This is a genomic window from Burkholderia ubonensis subsp. mesacidophila (assembly GCF_002097715.1).
Taxonomy (GTDB): Bacteria; Pseudomonadota; Gammaproteobacteria; order Burkholderiales; family Burkholderiaceae; genus Burkholderia; species Burkholderia mesacidophila.
Genome location: NZ_CP020739.1, coordinates 276146 through 290850 on the forward strand (window position 1 = coordinate 276146; position 14705 = coordinate 290850).

Genomic DNA, 14705 nt, shown 5'->3' on the forward strand with positions numbered 1-14705 from the left:
GTGCGGAGGCAGAACATCCGTACGGCGGTCAGCCGCCAAGCTGCTTCTTCAAGAAAATCCGCGAATGCCCGACAGGATAGTCCGGCAATTCAGCGAAGCAGACGTACCCGAGCCTTTCGTAAAACGGCCGTGCCTGAAATTCATGCGTATCGAGCCATGCGCCATGGCAACCGCGCGCGATGGCCTCCTGCTCGGCCAGCTGCATGAGACGGGTGCCAACGCCCTGACCGCGCGCGCTGTCAGGCACGACGAGCAGCTGGGTGAACAGCCATCCATAGCCCGTGGCCCCCCACAGTCCGCCGACAACCTTGTCTTCCGCATCGGTCAGCACGACAACTAGCGGGCGATGGTGACTCGGGCCGGCCTGGCTTTCGTTGAACCGGACCAGCGGTTCGACGATTTGCTTGCGAATGTCTTCGTCTGCGTGGTCCGTCAGTGTGTATGTGTAGGTCATCGAGGGCACTGGATGATGAATGTGAATCGTTGTCGTGCAACATCCCGGGTAAGACATCGCATCATAAATCACCCATCTCTGCGCGCACCCGCTCGCGCGGCGCGAACATCTCAAGCAACGCATCGCCGATGAAGGTCGGCAACGACACCGTCACCGTCACCACCCGCACGCCGAAGGGAAGACGCAGGAGCAGTGCGCGATGGGCGCCCATCGAACCCGAATGCGGGCCGCTTATTCTCCGGGTCGAATCGGAAGATTTACTCCGATATTTTTACCGCGTCGCTAATTGGGTTGCTTCACTAAATAACCCTGTTTGAAACGGGTTGTCAGCGTTCATGTCTTGACAAAATGCGGATAATTCGCACCCGGTTGGGTATTTTTTTGATTCCAGCAATAATCTCTGGGATTATTGGTGTGCGTCCGGGGAAATTCGCGTTTATAGACCACGCTGCCGCTGCTGGTATGCATCCGGGGCATGCGAATTCTGCAAAAATGTAATTTGAACCACCCGGGGTATTCGCTTTCAATACGAAAACCCTTTTTTGAAGGCAAAAACCAAAACAGTTCTCGTCGTTCTTTTAAAAATAATTCGTAAAACGTGACGGAACATCACCGGATCGCCGATCACGGGATGACAGCTTGTCCGATTCCGCCGCGTCGAAGCGAAATCTTGTCGTCGTTGTAAATCGAGCAGTCTCACCATCGAATCAAAGTCCCCGGCGTGCTTTTCTCGATCGTGGCCGGACGGTGACCCGTCCGGGAGCGCGCACGTCGGCCGAGCCGCGGCGTCCGTTCGACGCGCCGGCTCCGCGCATGACGCGCCGGCACAACCGGAGACGCGATCAGGAGCCAAGATGACAAACTGGGTTGAAGAGCTGTTGGCCGGGCTGGAACAGGCCAGTTCCGAACGGGAGATCTACGGCTGGATCGAGCACGCGGCGTGCAGTCTCGGCTACGAGTACTGCGCGTACTGCCTGCGCATGCCGTGGCCGGTGTCGCGGCCGAAGATCTATATGCTCAACAACTATCCGGAGGCGTGGCAGAAGCGCTATCAGGAGGCGCGCTACGTCGACGTCGATCCCACCGTGAAGCACACGCGCCGCTCCCAGGCGCCGATCGTCTGGAGCGACGCATGCTTCGCCGACACGCCGGAGCTCTGGTGCGAGGCGCAGGCGCACGGGCTGCGGCACGGCTGGACGCAGTCGGCGTTCGACAGTTGCGGCGTATCCGGCATGCTGACGCTCGCGCGTTCCAAGGGGCCGATCACGCCGGCGGAGCTCGAGCAGAACGAGTTCAAGATGCGCTGGCTCGTCAGCACCGCGCATCTGGCGATGACCGGCATGCTGATGCCGAAGCTCGCGCCCGACACCGAGCGCGGCCTCACCGATCGCGAGGTCGAAGTCCTCAAATGGGCGGCGGACGGCAAGACGTCGAGCGAGATCTCGACGATCCTGGTGATCTCCGTCGATACCGTCAACTTCCACGTCAAGAACGCGGTGACGAAGCTCAAGACCGCGAACAAGACCTCCGCCGTCGTGCGCGCGACGATGCTCGGGCTGCTGAGCTGAACCGCCGCGCGTTCCTTCCCCGCTGACCCTGCCGAGGCCGCGCATGCGCCGACGTCGTGCACGCGCGGCCGCATCGCATGCGCGCGCGGTTCGAGCGTCGCATGCGATGCGCAAACGGTTGTAGCTCCTAACTTTGGTAGTTGTCGCGCCGCACGTCGCGCGCTGAAATCTCACTCCAGCGAATGGTCACGTGTGATTGCTGAAACGGCCGCACGAGTCGGTCGTTCGCCTCGCTTCATCCCGTCGAAACGACACATCCCGGCACGCGTGCCCTCCGGCTGGTCCGGTGCGCGCGTCATTTGATCGAGTTTCCTTGCCTGAAGAGAGGTTGACGATGGACCCCAGAGCACACATGCCGACGCAGGACCGCGGATCGCACAGCCTGTACGGGTTCGACATGACCGAGTACCTGCGCGGCGGCTCGCATGCGGGCCGGCCGGCCGGCGACGTCGCGCGGCAAGCGGTCACGCACGGCGGCATCTATCCGATCGAGCAGGCGCGCCTGGCGCTCGGCGCCTACGAACGCGCCGCGCTCGACGTGCTGCAGCGCCATCGTGAACTGCTCGTCGACGCGGATGCGACGGCCGCTGCCGGCGGCGCGACGCTCGCGCTCTACGTGAATTCGCTCGGACGCCTGCACATCCGGCCGGCAGCGGCGCCGAAGGTCGCCTACGAGGCGAACGACAGCTGGGTCGATCTCGGCACGGTGACCGTCAACGCCGACGTGCTCGCGGAGATCGACGCGGGCGTCGCCGCGTGGCGCGCGATCGAGCGCCGCAGCTTCGCCGAGGTGCGCGTCGCGATGGATCGCGTGCATGCGGAAGGAAACATGCCGCGCGTGCTCGAGGAAGTCATCGATCACGTCGAGCACGTCGAATCGGTGTGCTTTTATGTCGGCGACCGCTTCTTCGCGCTGATCGACCGCTACACGAACCTGATCGACAGCAAGGGCGGCAAGGGCCATCTGCCCGGGCTGCGCGACCAGCCGTACCCGGCCTGGAGCGACGACGACGTGCTGATCGTCGCGGCGCTGCACGCGCTGTTCCTGTCGGGCCGCTCGGTGCGCTTCGAGGAATTCAACGGCGCGCTGCTGAGCGCGCAGGACGTCGTCGGCCGGCTCAACCGGCTCGCGGCCGCCTATACGGCCGCCGGGTGCGAAGTCGCGGTGCCGCACGAGCTCGATCTGTTCGAGCGCGCGCAGAAGATCCGCGAGCAGACGCTGTGCGCGATCGGCAAGCCATGGCTGCGCTACCGGTGGATCTACGGGCTCAACTTCCAGAAGACCGAACGGATCCTGCACTCGAGCGCATCGACCGAGGCGCACGACCAGTGGTATCGCGAGTTCGGCGACGATTTCCGCCAGTTCGTGTCGCCGCACGGCGAATTCTCGCCGCCCGAATACGTCGCGATGGCGCTGCTCGCGAACGCCGCGATCGCCCGCGACGTCGCGGGCGTGCGCTGCGACGCCGGCAGCACGGCCGTCACGAGCTGGATCGAATACCTGATCGAGAAGACCGTCGCATCGGCGGTGCTCGCGACCGGCTCGGACTACGGGATGTCGAGCTCGCTGCGCGACATCGGCCAGCTCGTCGCGTACGACGAGACGACGCTGCTCGATACGGTCCACGCGCTCACGCCGGCGAGCTTCTTCACCGCCTACGTGTCGCACCGGACGATCGAGCGCTTCGGCGAACCGGAGAGCGCGATGATCGCGAGCTCGGTGCAAAAGCGCATGCAGTTCAACCGCTGGCACTTCATCCCGGGCAACTTCGACCGGCCGCTGATCCGCGCGTCGCGCCACTGGTACTACCCGCCGCTCGTGCCCGACATCTCGTCGCATTCGGACATGCACCGCGCCGCGCACAACCGGGCGCGCGTGAAGTATTCGATCCGCGTGCCGGGCCCGGACATGTCGCGCCCGCCGCTGAACATCGCGGGCCAGCGCTATCGCGGCTTCTACGACGTGCGCGTCGTGCGCGCGGAGGGCGACGAATACTCGACCGAGGACATGCTGCGCGTGCGCCGCCGCACGCTGTGGCTCGAAGCGCTGTACACCGCGCTCGTCAACTACCTGATGACGCCGGACGCGCGCCGGCTCGTCGTCAACGGATTCGACGCGGGCACCTATCTCGACCTCGCGGGCGACGTATTGCCGAACGCGGCTGACGCACTGCGCGCGACGGCCACGGAGGGCGCACTGTGACGGCGTCCCCGGCAAGCGTCGTCAATACCGTCGCCGCAAACGGCGGCAAGCGCGCGACGCATCGCGTCACGTTCTTCCAGCAGGGCGGGCGCATCGTGCTCACGCATGCGCAGCTCGACGCGCAGGCGGCGCGGCTCGCACATGCGTTGCGCGCAGGAGGCCTCGCGCCCGGCGCGCGCATCGGGATCGTCGCGCGCAACGGGCTCGCGTGGGTGCTGCTCGATCTCGCCGCGCTGAAGGCGGGGATCGTGACGGCCGGCTTCGAGTTCGGCAAGTTCCGCCCCGACCAGGCGCTCGTCGACAAGTACGCGCTCGACGCCGTCTATGCGGACGGCGCCACGTCGTTCGATCCGGCGCGCGACCTGCGCGCGCTCGTCGATGCGCATGTGTGCACCTGCGGAGACGGGCGCGACGTCGATCCGGTCGCGCCACGGTTCGATTCCGCCACGTATGCGCGCAACGACGTCACGACGATCAAGTTCACGTCCGGCAGCTCCGGCGAGCCGAAGGGGCTCGCGGCGCGCGCGGGCAGCATCGACGCGTCGCTCGCGGCGGTCCAGCGGCTCTACGCGCACGGTGACGGCGACGACGTGCTGGTGTTCCTGCCGCTGTCGCTGCTGCAGCAGCGCTACTGGATCTATTCGGCGCTGACCTTCGGGCACGACGCGACCGTCGCGCCGTTCGAGTTCGCGCTCGAGGCGACCCGCGAGCAGCCGCCGACGGTCGTGATGGGCGTGCCGGGCTTCTACGACGGCGTGAAGAAGCGCATCGAGCGCACCACGCCGCCGGACGACGTTGGCCTCGACGCGCGCCGGCGGCGCATCGACGCGCTGCTCGGCCCGCGCATCCGCTACCTGTGGACGGGCTCCGCGCCGGCGAACCCGGAGACGCTGCGCTTCTTCGAGGAAGCGGGCGTGCCGATCTTCGAAGGCTACGGGATGAACGAGACGTGCATCGTGACCAAGAACCATCCGGGCGCGGCGCGCACCGGCAGCGTCGGCCGGCTGATCCCGGGCAAGCGCGCGCGCATCGACGACGACGGCGTGCTGATCGTCGGCGCGGACGAGCCGGTCAACACCCGATACCTGTACAGCGAGCCCGGTGCGAGCGAGCGGATCTTCCTGCCGACGGGCGAGGTGCGCACCGGCGATCTCGCGCGCATCGACGACGACGGCTACCTGTACATCCTCGGCCGCGCGGACGACCTGATCGTGCTCGCGAACGGCAAGAACGTGCATACGCGCAAGCTGGAGGAGCAGGTCAAGGCGCACGTCGGCGTCGAGGAATGCGTGCTGTACGGCGCGGGCCAGCCGTACCTCGTCGCGGTGATCTCGCCGCAGGACGCGCACGCCGACCATGCGGCGATCCACGCGCATCTCGCGGACCTCAACACGACGCTCGTGCCCCATGAACGGATCGTGAAGGCATTCATCGCGCCGCAGCCGTTCGGCGGCGAGACGCGCTTCGTCACGTCGCAGTTCAAGCCGAAGCGCAAGGAAATCTTCGGCGCATTCAAGAACGAAATCGATCGACTTTATGGAGGGCAAGCGTGAGCGACATCGAATCCATCGTGCGGCATCACCTGTGCGAAGTAGCAGGGCGGCCCGCGTCCGACGCGGCGGCGCTGCCGCTCGACGACGACCTGACGTTCGACTACGGCCTTGCGTCGCTCGAACTGATCGTGCTGCTGAGCGGCGTGTGCGAAGCCGCGCGCGTGCCGCTCACGGAATTCGGCGAGGACGATCTCGCGAAGCTGCGCACCGGCCGCGACATCGTCAACCTGCTGGCCACCAAAGTACACGCATAAAGGAATCCCGATGAGCTGGAACATCCCGAACATCCTGAACGCGACGCTCGAGAACGACGTTGTGACGCTGCGCCGCATCGGCGTCGACGACAAGGCAGGCTTCGCGCAGATCGCCTACGACCCGGACAGCTGGACCTACATGGTGTCGGTCGTGCAGGACGAGCCGAGCCTCGTCGCGTTCCTCGAACGCGCGATCGCGGATTCGCTCGCGGGCACGCGGATCGTGTTCGCGATCATCGACAAGGCGAGCGGCCGCTTCGCGGGCACGACCGCGTTCGGCAACCTCGCGCCGGCCGACCGCAGGATCGAGATCGGCTGGTCGTGGCTTGGCGCGCCGTATCGTGGCAACGGCGTGAACCGTGCGGCGAAAGGGCTGCTGCTCGACTACGCGTTCGGCGAGCTGGGTTGCGAGCGCGTCGAGTTCAAGACCGACGTGCTCAACGCGCGGGCGCGCGCGGGCCTGAAGGCGATCGGCGCGACCGAGGAAGGCGTGATGCGCAGCTTCAATTTCATGCCGAGCGGCCGCCGTCGCGACGCGATCTACTACAGCATCCTGAAGGCGGAGTGGCCCGATGTCCGTGCGACCCGTTTTCGTTGAGCCGGCGGTGGGCGCACCGCACGACGCGCCGTTCGCGATCGACGCCGACGTCGACCCGGCGCGCCGCGTGCGGCTCGCGGGCAGCCGCCGCGAGATCGGCCGCCAGCACGGCGCCGCGTTGCGCGACGCGATCGGGCAGTTCCTGACCGATCGCATCGCACGGCTCGCGCCGCTCGTCACGGCCGCGCGGCTGCGCGAGCTGGCGCCGCTCATCGCGAGCCACGCGCGGGTGATCGAGCGCGCGTTGCCCGATCTCGCGGAGGAGGTGCACGGGCTCGCGGAAGGCGCGGGCATCACGCTAGAAGATGCGTACCTGCTGCAACTGCGCCGTGAGTTGACGGGCTTCCAGCGGATTCCCGCGCGCGGCGACTGCACGACCTTCGCGCGCCATGCAAACGGGCAGGCGGTGGTCGCGCAGACCATCGACCTGAACGGCGACATGGCGGGCGAGCTGAGCGTGCTGGAGATCGCGCCCGATTCGGGCGGCGCACACGTCGCGCTCGTCAGCTTCACCGGGTTGCTCGGCTATCTGGGGATCAACGGCCACGGCGTCGCGATCGGCCTGAACCTCGTGCTCGGCGGCGAATGGCGGCCCGGCGTTCCCGGCTACATGACGATCCGCCATCTGCTCGACTCCTGCGCGAGCGTCGACGAATGCGTCGACACGCTGCGCCGGCTGCCGCGCGCGAGCTCGCGCGCGCTGACGATCGCCGACGCGCAGCGCGTCGTGACGGTCGAGTACCTGCCCGACGACCTCGTCGTGATCGAAGGCGCCGCGCACGCGCACACGAACCACTTCCTGCATCCGGACTTCGCGGCCGGCGACGCGCTGAATCCGTTCGCACGCACGTCGTCGCTGCGCCGGCTGGACGCCTGCCGCGCCGGGCTCGCGCGCCTGCCGGACGACGCGGATGCGGCCGCCTGCCTCGCATTGCTCGGCGAGCCGCCGATCGAGGTCGCGTCGAACGGCGACGTGCTGCGCGAGTGCACGGTCGCGTCCGTCGCGATGTTTCCCGCGCGGCGCGCGCTGCACGTGCGCGGCCGGCCGGGAGCGCAGCCCGCGCCGCCGTACTGATGACTTGAACCGACTACTGATTCCCGTCCCCACCGGAGAACCGCGATGACCTACGTCGTCACCGAGAACTGCATCAACTGCAAGCACACCGATTGCGTCGAAGTGTGCCCTGTCGACTGTTTCCACGAGGGCGAGAATTTTCTCGTCATCGATCCGGACGAATGCATCGACTGCGGCGTCTGCGAGCCGGAATGCCCGGTGAGCGCGATCCGCCAGGACGTCGCGCTCACCACGGACCAGTTGCTGTACGCGAGCCTGAACCACGAGCTCGCGCAGAGCTGGCCGACCATCACGATCCGCAAGCCGGCGCTGCCCGACGCGGCGCAGTGGAAGGACGTCGAGGGCAAGCTCGAGCAACTGAAGCGCGACGCGCTCGCGTAAGCAACAAGGATTCTTTATGTCGAATGCTGGTATCAACGGGGCCGGCGTCTTGCCGGCAACACCTGAACGTGCCGCGCCGCACCGCCGGATGCTGCCGCTGCTGCTGATCGGGCAGGGGATGGCCGCGATGGACACGTCGATCGTGAACGTCGCAGCACCCGCGCTGCGCGCGGACCTGGGCATCTCGGGCGCGCTGCTGCAGCTCGTCGTCGCGGGCTACATCCTCGCGTACGCGGTGTTCCTGATCACGGGCGCGCGGCTCGGCGACGATTACGGCTACCGCCGGCTGTTCGTGACCGGGCTCGCGATCTTCACGGTGTCGTCGCTCGCGTGCGGCGTCGCGCCGAACACGTGGCTGCTGATCGTCGGGCGCATCGCGCAGGGCGTCGGCGCGGCGATGCTGGTGCCGCAGGTGATGTCGCTGATCCAGCGCAGCTTCGAGGGGCCCGCGCGCGCCCGCGCGATCGGCTACTACTCGATGATCCTCGGCCTCGGCTCGACCGCCGGCCAGGCGCTCGGCGGCGTGATCATCACCGCCGATTTCGCGGGGCTGTCGTGGCGGCCCGCATTCCTGATCAACGTGCCGATCGGCATCGTGCTGCTCGCGAGCGCGCGCTCGGTGCTGCCGGCGCTCGCCGGGCCCCAGCGGCGCAAGCTCGACCTGGTCGGCGTCGCGTTGCTGACGGGCGCGATGCTGCTGATCGTCGTGCCGCTCACGTTCGGTCACGACGTCGGCTGGCCCGCGTGGGTATGGGCGTCGCTCGCGGCGGGCGTCATCGGCGTCGCGACCTTCCTGCGCTTCGAGCGCACGCTCGCGCAGCGCGGCGGCAGCCCGCTGCTCAACCTCGACGCGGTGCTGGCCACCGGCATCCGGCCCGGGCTCGCGGTGGTGTCGATCGGCTTCATCGGCTACGGCGGCTGGCTGTTCGCGTGCGCGCTGTACCTGCAGACCGGCCTCGGCTTCTCGCCGATGATCTCGGGCTTCGTGTTCGCCGCGTACGCGTTCGGCTTCGGCATCTCGAACGTGAGCTGGTCGAAGCTGCCCGCGCGCCTGCTGCGCTTCACGCCGGCGGTCGCGTTGATGGCGATGGCGGCCGCGAACCTCGCGTTCGGCATGACCGCGCGCCACGCAGGCTGGGTCGCGGCGGCGATGGTGCCGCTGCTGTTCTGCGCGGGCGCGAGCCATGGCCTCACGTTCGGCACCACCGTCAACCAGATGACGCAGCGCACCGCGCCGCAGCACGCGCCCGCGCTGAGCGGGCTCGTCACGACGTCGGTGCAGCTGTCGATCGTGATCGGAGTCGCCGCGCTCGGCGCGATCTACCTCGCGATTGCGGCGCCCGGCGCGCACGTGGCGTCCGCGCACGCGATCGCGGACGTGACGTTCGCGATCGGCGCGCTCGCGCTCGTCGCGATCGCGTGCTCGCTGCGGCTCGCCACCGCGCGCGCGCCGGCCGCGGCGGCGCAGCCGGCCTGATTCTCCCGAACGCTGACGAACCACAAGGACCGATTCGTGAACGACCTACCGCTGATCCTCGAACCCGCCGTGGCGCCATCGCCGGAACGGTTGCGCGCGCAACTTGTCGACGAACTGCGCGCGACGGTCGCGGCGACGCTGCACGTCGCGCCGGACACGCTCGACGCCGGCCAGCCGCTCGCCGACGCGGGCCTCACGTCGGTCGAGCTGATCGACCTGATCGTGAGCTGCCAGGCGCGCCACGCGATCGAGTTCCCGCCGGAGCGTCTGGTCGGGCTGACGCTCGGCTCGCTCGCGGACGGCATCCTGGCCGCCCGCGACGCGGGAAAGGACGCGCGATGAGCACGCCGATCGCCATCACCGGCTTCGGCGTGCTGTCGCCGGCCGGCGCGACGCCCGACGCGCTGTGGCGCGCGCTGGAGACCCGCGCGGTGCTGAACGGGCCGTGGCCGAAGCGGCCGCTGGCCGGCTATCCGGCCGACAACGTGATCGCGGTGCCCGAGGCGGTCTGGCGCACGCTCGAGCCGGCCGCGACCGGCGTCGAGAACCGCGCGGCCGCGCTCGCGCGCCACGCGATCCGGCAGGCGCTGGCCGATGCGCGACTCGCCGGCGCGGGCAGCCTGCGGATCGGCTGCATGCTCGGCACGACGACGGCCGGCGTCGAAGTCGCGGAGAACGTGCTCGTCGATGCGCCCGGCAGCGCCGCGGCCGGCGCGGCGGATCTCGACGCGAGCGCGCTGCTGCCGGGCGAGGACGGCCGCTGGCGCGGCCCGCTCGCGGTGCTGTCGACCGCCTGCTCGTCGGGGTTGCTCGCGCCCGCGCTCGCGATCGACGCGCTCATCGCCGGCGAGGCCGACGTGATGATCGCGGGCGGCGTCGACGTGCTGCTCGAATACACGATCTGCGGCTTCAACGGGCTGCGCGTCGCGACGCGCGACCGGTGCCGGCCGTTCAGCGGCGACCGGCAGGGCGTGGTGCTGTCCGAAGGCGTGGCGTGCGTGTGCCTCGAACCGCTCGACGCGGCGCTCGCGCGCGGCGCGCCGATCCGGGCCGTCGTGACCGGCCATGCGGCGGGCTGCGACGCGGCGCACGCGACCGCGCCGGACATCGACGGCGTCGCGCGCACGATCGCCGCCGCGCTGGCGGCGAGCGGCGTCGGCGCGGACGCGCTCGGCGGCGTGTTCGCGCACGGCACCGGCACGCCGACCAACGACGGCGCCGAAATCGCCGCGCTGCGCCGCGCGTTTGCCGATACCTACGGCCGCGACGCGCTGCCGCCGGTCACGTCGATCAAGTCGACGCTCGGCCATCCGCAGGCGGCGGCCGGCGCGTTCTCGCTCGTCACGGCGGCGCTCGCGCTCGCGCGGCGGCGCCTGCCGCCGACCGCGAACCTCGACGTGCGCGACGACGCGCTCGGCGACGTGCGGATCGCCGACGGCGACGGCCTGCCGCTCGCGGGCGACAGCGTGCTCGTCAACGCGTTCGGCTTCGGCGGCAACAACTGCGTGATGGTCGTCGCCGACGCCGCGCGCGCCCATGAGGAGGACAGTGCATGACCGCCTTGACGTCCCGCGCGCCCCGCCGCGCATTCCGGATCGCGGCGGCCGCCGCGATCGTGCCCGCCGCCGACGGCGTGCTGACCGACGCGCATCTGCATGCCGAGCGCCGCTCGCGCAAGGTCGGTCCGCTGCCGCTGAAGGCGCGGATGACGCTCGCCGCCGCCGATCGGCTGCGCGTCGCGCTCGGCGACGCAGACCGCGCGACGCCCGCCGGCCGGATCGGCGTGAGCTTCGGCACGCTGTTCGGCGCGATCGACGTCGCCGAGCAATGCGTCGGCACCGTGCGCGCGGAAGGCTTCGAGCAGGTGACGCCGTCGTGGTACGCGACGGGTCTGCCGAACGCGACCGCCGCGATCGTCGCGTCGCTGTTCGACTGGCGCGGCCCGAACCTGACCTTCCTCGGCTACCAGGCCGGCCTCGACGCGATCGTCGGCGCGTGCCGGCAGCTCGCCGCCGGCCACGCGGACGCGGTGTGCGCGGGCGGCTTCGACCTGCCGAGCGCGCGCTACGTCGCGCGCGCCGACGCGCCGCTGCGCGACGCGCAGGCGCTCCATCCGGGCGCGGGCGTCGTGTGGCTCGCGGCCGGCGCAGCGCGCGCGGGCGATCTCGGCCGGATCGTCGGCTGGTCGCAGCAGGCGTTCGACGCCGACGCGTTCGACGCGGCGCACGCGCGCGGCTTTCCGGCGCTGGTCGCGGCCGCGCTGCCCGGCGCGCCGGCCGATACGGCGCCGACGGTGCACGTCGTGCGCCCGGGCGCGCCCGGCACGATCGACCGGCTCGCCGCGAGCGCGCCGGTCGCGCTCGCCGAAGGGCTCGCCGGCGCATGGCGGCCGTGGCTGCATGCGCTCGTCGTGAAAGGGCTCGGCGCGCTTGCCACGTGCGTGATCGTCGACAACCAGCCGGTCAGGGCGTGACGCGATGGCCGACCTCATCGACCTGCACGCGCGTGCAACGCTGCCGTACCTCGATGCGCGGCTGCGCGCGTTCGACGCGCTGCGCCCGCTCGACGCGCTGACGCCGCACGCCGTGACCGCGAGCGACGGCGCGCCGCTCGCCGCGTTCGACGCGGGCGGGCGCGATGCGCCGACGGTGCTCGTCGTCAATGCGCTCGGCGTGTCCGCCGCGTTCGTCGCGCCGCTCGCGTTGCGACTCGCCGAGCGCTACCGCGTGATCGCGTGGGAATCGCGCGGACTGCCCGATGCGCAAGGCGATGCGTCCGACCTGTCGCTCGCGCGCCATGCGCAGGACGCGGCCGACGTGCTCGCCGCGCTCGCCGGCACGTCCGCGCGCGTCGCGGCGATCGTCGCGTACTGCTCGGGCGCGAACGTCGCCGCGTACGCGCTCGACGAGCGCGTGCTGGCCGCGGACCGTCTTGCGATCGTGAGCCCGTCGCTCGAAGTCGCGGGCGTCGTGGAGAAGACGCTGTACCAGAAGACCGTGCTGCCGCTGTGGACGCGCATCGCGGAAGCGGGCGCCAAGCACGCGGCGCTCGTGCGCGTGCTGCTGAACCAGGCGCGGCGCGTCGACGACGGCTCGCTCGACTACCAGCTCGCGACGCTGAACGGGCTGCCGTTCGGCGACGACGAATCGATCTGCCGCTATGCGCGGATGCAGGCCGCGTGCCTGCGCGAGGACTGGGCGGCGCGGCTCGGCCGCCTCGCGCTGCCCGCGCGGGTGCTGCACGGCGCGCGCGACGACGTGATTCATGCCGCGACGTCGCGCGGCGTGGCGCAGGCGCTGCCCGGCGCGACGCTCGAGACGATCGACGACGCCGGCCACTTCGGCGTGTACACGAGCCGGGCCCTGCAGGAACGGGTCGCGGCGTTCCTGGGCGGCGCTAACGACATCCTGACAAGGAGTGATGTGCGATGAAGATGCATCTGACCGTGCTGGAAGAAGCGAAGGCCGATCTCGTCTGCCGGATTCGCGAGCATTCGTTTCTCGCGCGCTGCCGGGCCGGCGACGTGCCGCTCGACGAGCTGAAGCTCTTCCTCGTCCAGCAGGGCCTCTACAGCAGCTACTTCACGCGCTATCTGTGCGCGCTGATGGCGAACCTGCCGAACAACGCGGACGTGCTGAAACTCGCCGGCAACCTGTGCGAGGAGCTCGGCCTCACCGACGACAGCGAGACGCCGCACAGCCTCGTCTACCGCGCGATGCTCGAGCACTTCGGGCTGACGACCGAAGGCGCGCAGCCGCTGATCGGCACGCGCCGGCTGATCGACGCGATGTTCGACCATTGCCGCCACCCGGACGCGTCGCGCGGCCTCGCCGCGCTCTGCCTCGGCGCCGAGGCGCTGGTGCCGACCGTCTACGCGGACATCATCAAGGGCTTCGAGCGGCACGGCGTCGCCGCGCCCGCGCTCACGTTCTTCCACCTCCACGTCGAATGCGACGACGGCCATGCGGAGACGATGCGCGACATCATGGTCGACATCGCGCAGCGCGACCCCGAGCGGATTCCGTCGATGCTGAGCGCGGGCTACGCGCTCGTCGACGCGCGTCTCGCGTTCTTCGATTCGATCGAGACGGGCTTCGCGCAGCGCGGCGACGCGGAAGGCCGCCGCGCGTACGGCCCGCTCGCGCTCGCGTGAGCGCCGCCTTTCACGGAAACCGAGACATGTACACGACGCTCAATCACGATGCGAGCTTCACGCAGAAGGTCGTCGAACGCCTCGCGGCGAGCTGGAACCATCGCGTGGCCGTGCGCCAGGAACGGCTCGACCTGACGCAGTACTGCGACGACGCGATTCCCGAATTCCCGGTGTCGATGGTGCCGTTCTGGGACGACGCGGATTTCGCGCGCCTGGCCGACGCGCAGAAGCGGCGCTTTCTCGGCGCCGCGTGGGTCGCGTACAACGAAAAGGCGATGTATCTCGAGGACGAGATCGTCCAGCCGCTGTGTAGCCTGCTGCTGAAGGGCCGGCTGCCGGGCGCCGGCGACCCGCAGCTCAAGCAGGTGCTCGCGCAGGTCCAGGTCGACGAGCAGTTCCACATCCTGATGTGTCTCGACGTCTGCCACTGCGCGCGCGAGCGCCATGCGCTCGACGGCTACACGATGCCGGAGCCGCTGGTCGGCGCCGGGCAGCGCGCGCGGCTCGCGCAGGTGGGCGACGACGCGCGCCGCGCGGCGATCGTGCGGCTGGCTTACGCGTCGATCGCCGAGATGTCGATCAACGCGTACCTGACGCAGGTGTCGGGCGACATGACGATCCAGCCGCTGAACCGCATCAACACCGACATGCACCGTCGCGACGAGGCCGCGCACAGCACCGCGTTCCACGAGATCGTCGCGTCGGTGTACCGCGCGCTCGACCTCGCCGGGCAACAGGCGTTCCGCGACGAGATCGCCGCCGCGCTCGACGTGTACACGACGCCCGATGCGAGCGCGTGGGCGTCGATCCTCGCGTTCCTCGACGTGCCGGGCCGCGAGCGGATTCTCGCCCGGCTCGACGAGCGCACGCGCGGCGTGCGGCTGAATCGCGACTATGCGACGCTGCGCAGCCTGTTCGACGAGCTCGGCATCGCGCCACCGCCCGCGTTCGCGTGACGCGCGCCTACGACCACCACGCCCCGCCGGGAG

Annotated in this window: 16 protein-coding genes; 14 read left to right on the forward strand and 2 right to left on the reverse strand. The window is 69.7% G+C overall.

All coding sequences use genetic code 11. The annotated features are described in order from the left end of the window. Window positions 1-28: 28 nt before the first annotated feature. Window positions 29-454 (reverse strand): GNAT family N-acetyltransferase, encoded by a 426-nt coding sequence (locus tag B7P44_RS33535; RefSeq protein ID WP_084910327.1) that lies wholly within the window; start codon window positions 452-454, stop codon window positions 29-31. 61 nt (window positions 455-515) lie between these two features. Beyond that, window positions 516-665, reverse strand: a complete 150-nt coding sequence (locus B7P44_RS36940) for a hypothetical protein (RefSeq protein WP_157721134.1) — start codon at window positions 663-665, stop codon at window positions 516-518. A gap of 643 nt (window positions 666-1308) precedes the next feature. Between B7P44_RS36940 and B7P44_RS33540 the strand changes: the two genes are divergently transcribed. The 14 genes from B7P44_RS33540 to B7P44_RS33605 all read left to right on the forward strand — a co-directional run bounded on the left by B7P44_RS33540 (window position 1309) and on the right by B7P44_RS33605 (window position 14672). Further along, a complete protein-coding gene (locus tag B7P44_RS33540) occupies window positions 1309-2022 on the forward strand; it encodes an autoinducer binding domain-containing protein (RefSeq protein ID WP_084910328.1) in 714 nt (237 codons plus the stop codon). A gap of 334 nt (window positions 2023-2356) precedes the next feature. Next, a complete protein-coding gene (locus B7P44_RS33545; RefSeq protein WP_084910329.1) occupies window positions 2357-4225 on the forward strand; it encodes a hypothetical protein in 1869 nt (622 codons plus the stop codon). Next, entirely contained in the window at window positions 4222-5778 is a 1557-nt protein-coding gene (locus tag B7P44_RS33550) for an AMP-binding protein (RefSeq protein ID WP_084910330.1), read from the forward strand. The genes B7P44_RS33545 and B7P44_RS33550 overlap by 4 nt, the downstream gene beginning before the upstream one ends. After that, window positions 5775-6032 (forward strand): acyl carrier protein, encoded by a 258-nt coding sequence (locus tag B7P44_RS33555; RefSeq protein ID WP_084910331.1) that lies wholly within the window; start codon window positions 5775-5777, stop codon window positions 6030-6032. The genes B7P44_RS33550 and B7P44_RS33555 overlap by 4 nt, the downstream gene beginning before the upstream one ends. A 10-nt stretch (window positions 6033-6042) precedes the next feature. Next, window positions 6043-6630, forward strand: a complete 588-nt coding sequence (locus B7P44_RS33560; protein WP_084910332.1) for a GNAT family N-acetyltransferase — start codon at window positions 6043-6045, stop codon at window positions 6628-6630. After that, complete coding sequence (locus B7P44_RS33565) at window positions 6605-7705, forward strand: C45 family autoproteolytic acyltransferase/hydrolase (RefSeq protein ID WP_084910333.1); 1101 nt, start codon at window positions 6605-6607, stop codon at window positions 7703-7705. Before B7P44_RS33560 ends, B7P44_RS33565 begins: the two co-directional genes overlap by 26 nt. Before the next feature lie 45 nt (window positions 7706-7750). Then, window positions 7751-8086, forward strand: coding sequence for a ferredoxin FdxA (fdxA, locus tag B7P44_RS33570; protein WP_084910334.1), 336 nt, complete (start codon window positions 7751-7753; stop codon window positions 8084-8086). Window positions 8087-8102: 16 nt separating this feature from the next. Continuing rightward, complete coding sequence (locus B7P44_RS33575) at window positions 8103-9563, forward strand: MFS transporter (RefSeq protein ID WP_231716875.1); 1461 nt, start codon at window positions 8103-8105, stop codon at window positions 9561-9563. A 36-nt stretch (window positions 9564-9599) separates the two neighbouring features. Next, complete coding sequence (locus B7P44_RS33580) at window positions 9600-9905, forward strand: acyl carrier protein (protein WP_157721135.1); 306 nt, start codon at window positions 9600-9602, stop codon at window positions 9903-9905. Continuing rightward, the gene (locus tag B7P44_RS33585; RefSeq protein ID WP_084910337.1) at window positions 9902-11119 is read left to right on the forward strand and encodes a beta-ketoacyl synthase N-terminal-like domain-containing protein; all 1218 of its coding nucleotides are present in this window, start codon (window positions 9902-9904) and stop codon (window positions 11117-11119) included. Before B7P44_RS33580 ends, B7P44_RS33585 begins: the two co-directional genes overlap by 4 nt. After that, window positions 11116-12036 (forward strand): beta-ketoacyl synthase N-terminal-like domain-containing protein, encoded by a 921-nt coding sequence (locus B7P44_RS33590; RefSeq protein ID WP_084910338.1) that lies wholly within the window; start codon window positions 11116-11118, stop codon window positions 12034-12036. The genes B7P44_RS33585 and B7P44_RS33590 overlap by 4 nt, the downstream gene beginning before the upstream one ends. A 4-nt stretch (window positions 12037-12040) precedes the next feature. After that, window positions 12041-12994, forward strand: coding sequence for an alpha/beta fold hydrolase (locus B7P44_RS33595; protein WP_084910339.1), 954 nt, complete (start codon window positions 12041-12043; stop codon window positions 12992-12994). Next, window positions 12991-13716: an iron-containing redox enzyme family protein gene (locus B7P44_RS33600; protein WP_084910340.1), complete on the forward strand. Its 726-nt coding sequence runs from the start codon at window positions 12991-12993 to the stop codon at window positions 13714-13716. Before B7P44_RS33595 ends, B7P44_RS33600 begins: the two co-directional genes overlap by 4 nt. A gap of 26 nt (window positions 13717-13742) precedes the next feature. Next, entirely contained in the window at window positions 13743-14672 is a 930-nt protein-coding gene (locus B7P44_RS33605; protein WP_084910341.1) for a diiron oxygenase, read from the forward strand. The last annotated feature ends 33 nt before the right edge of the window (window positions 14673-14705 follow it).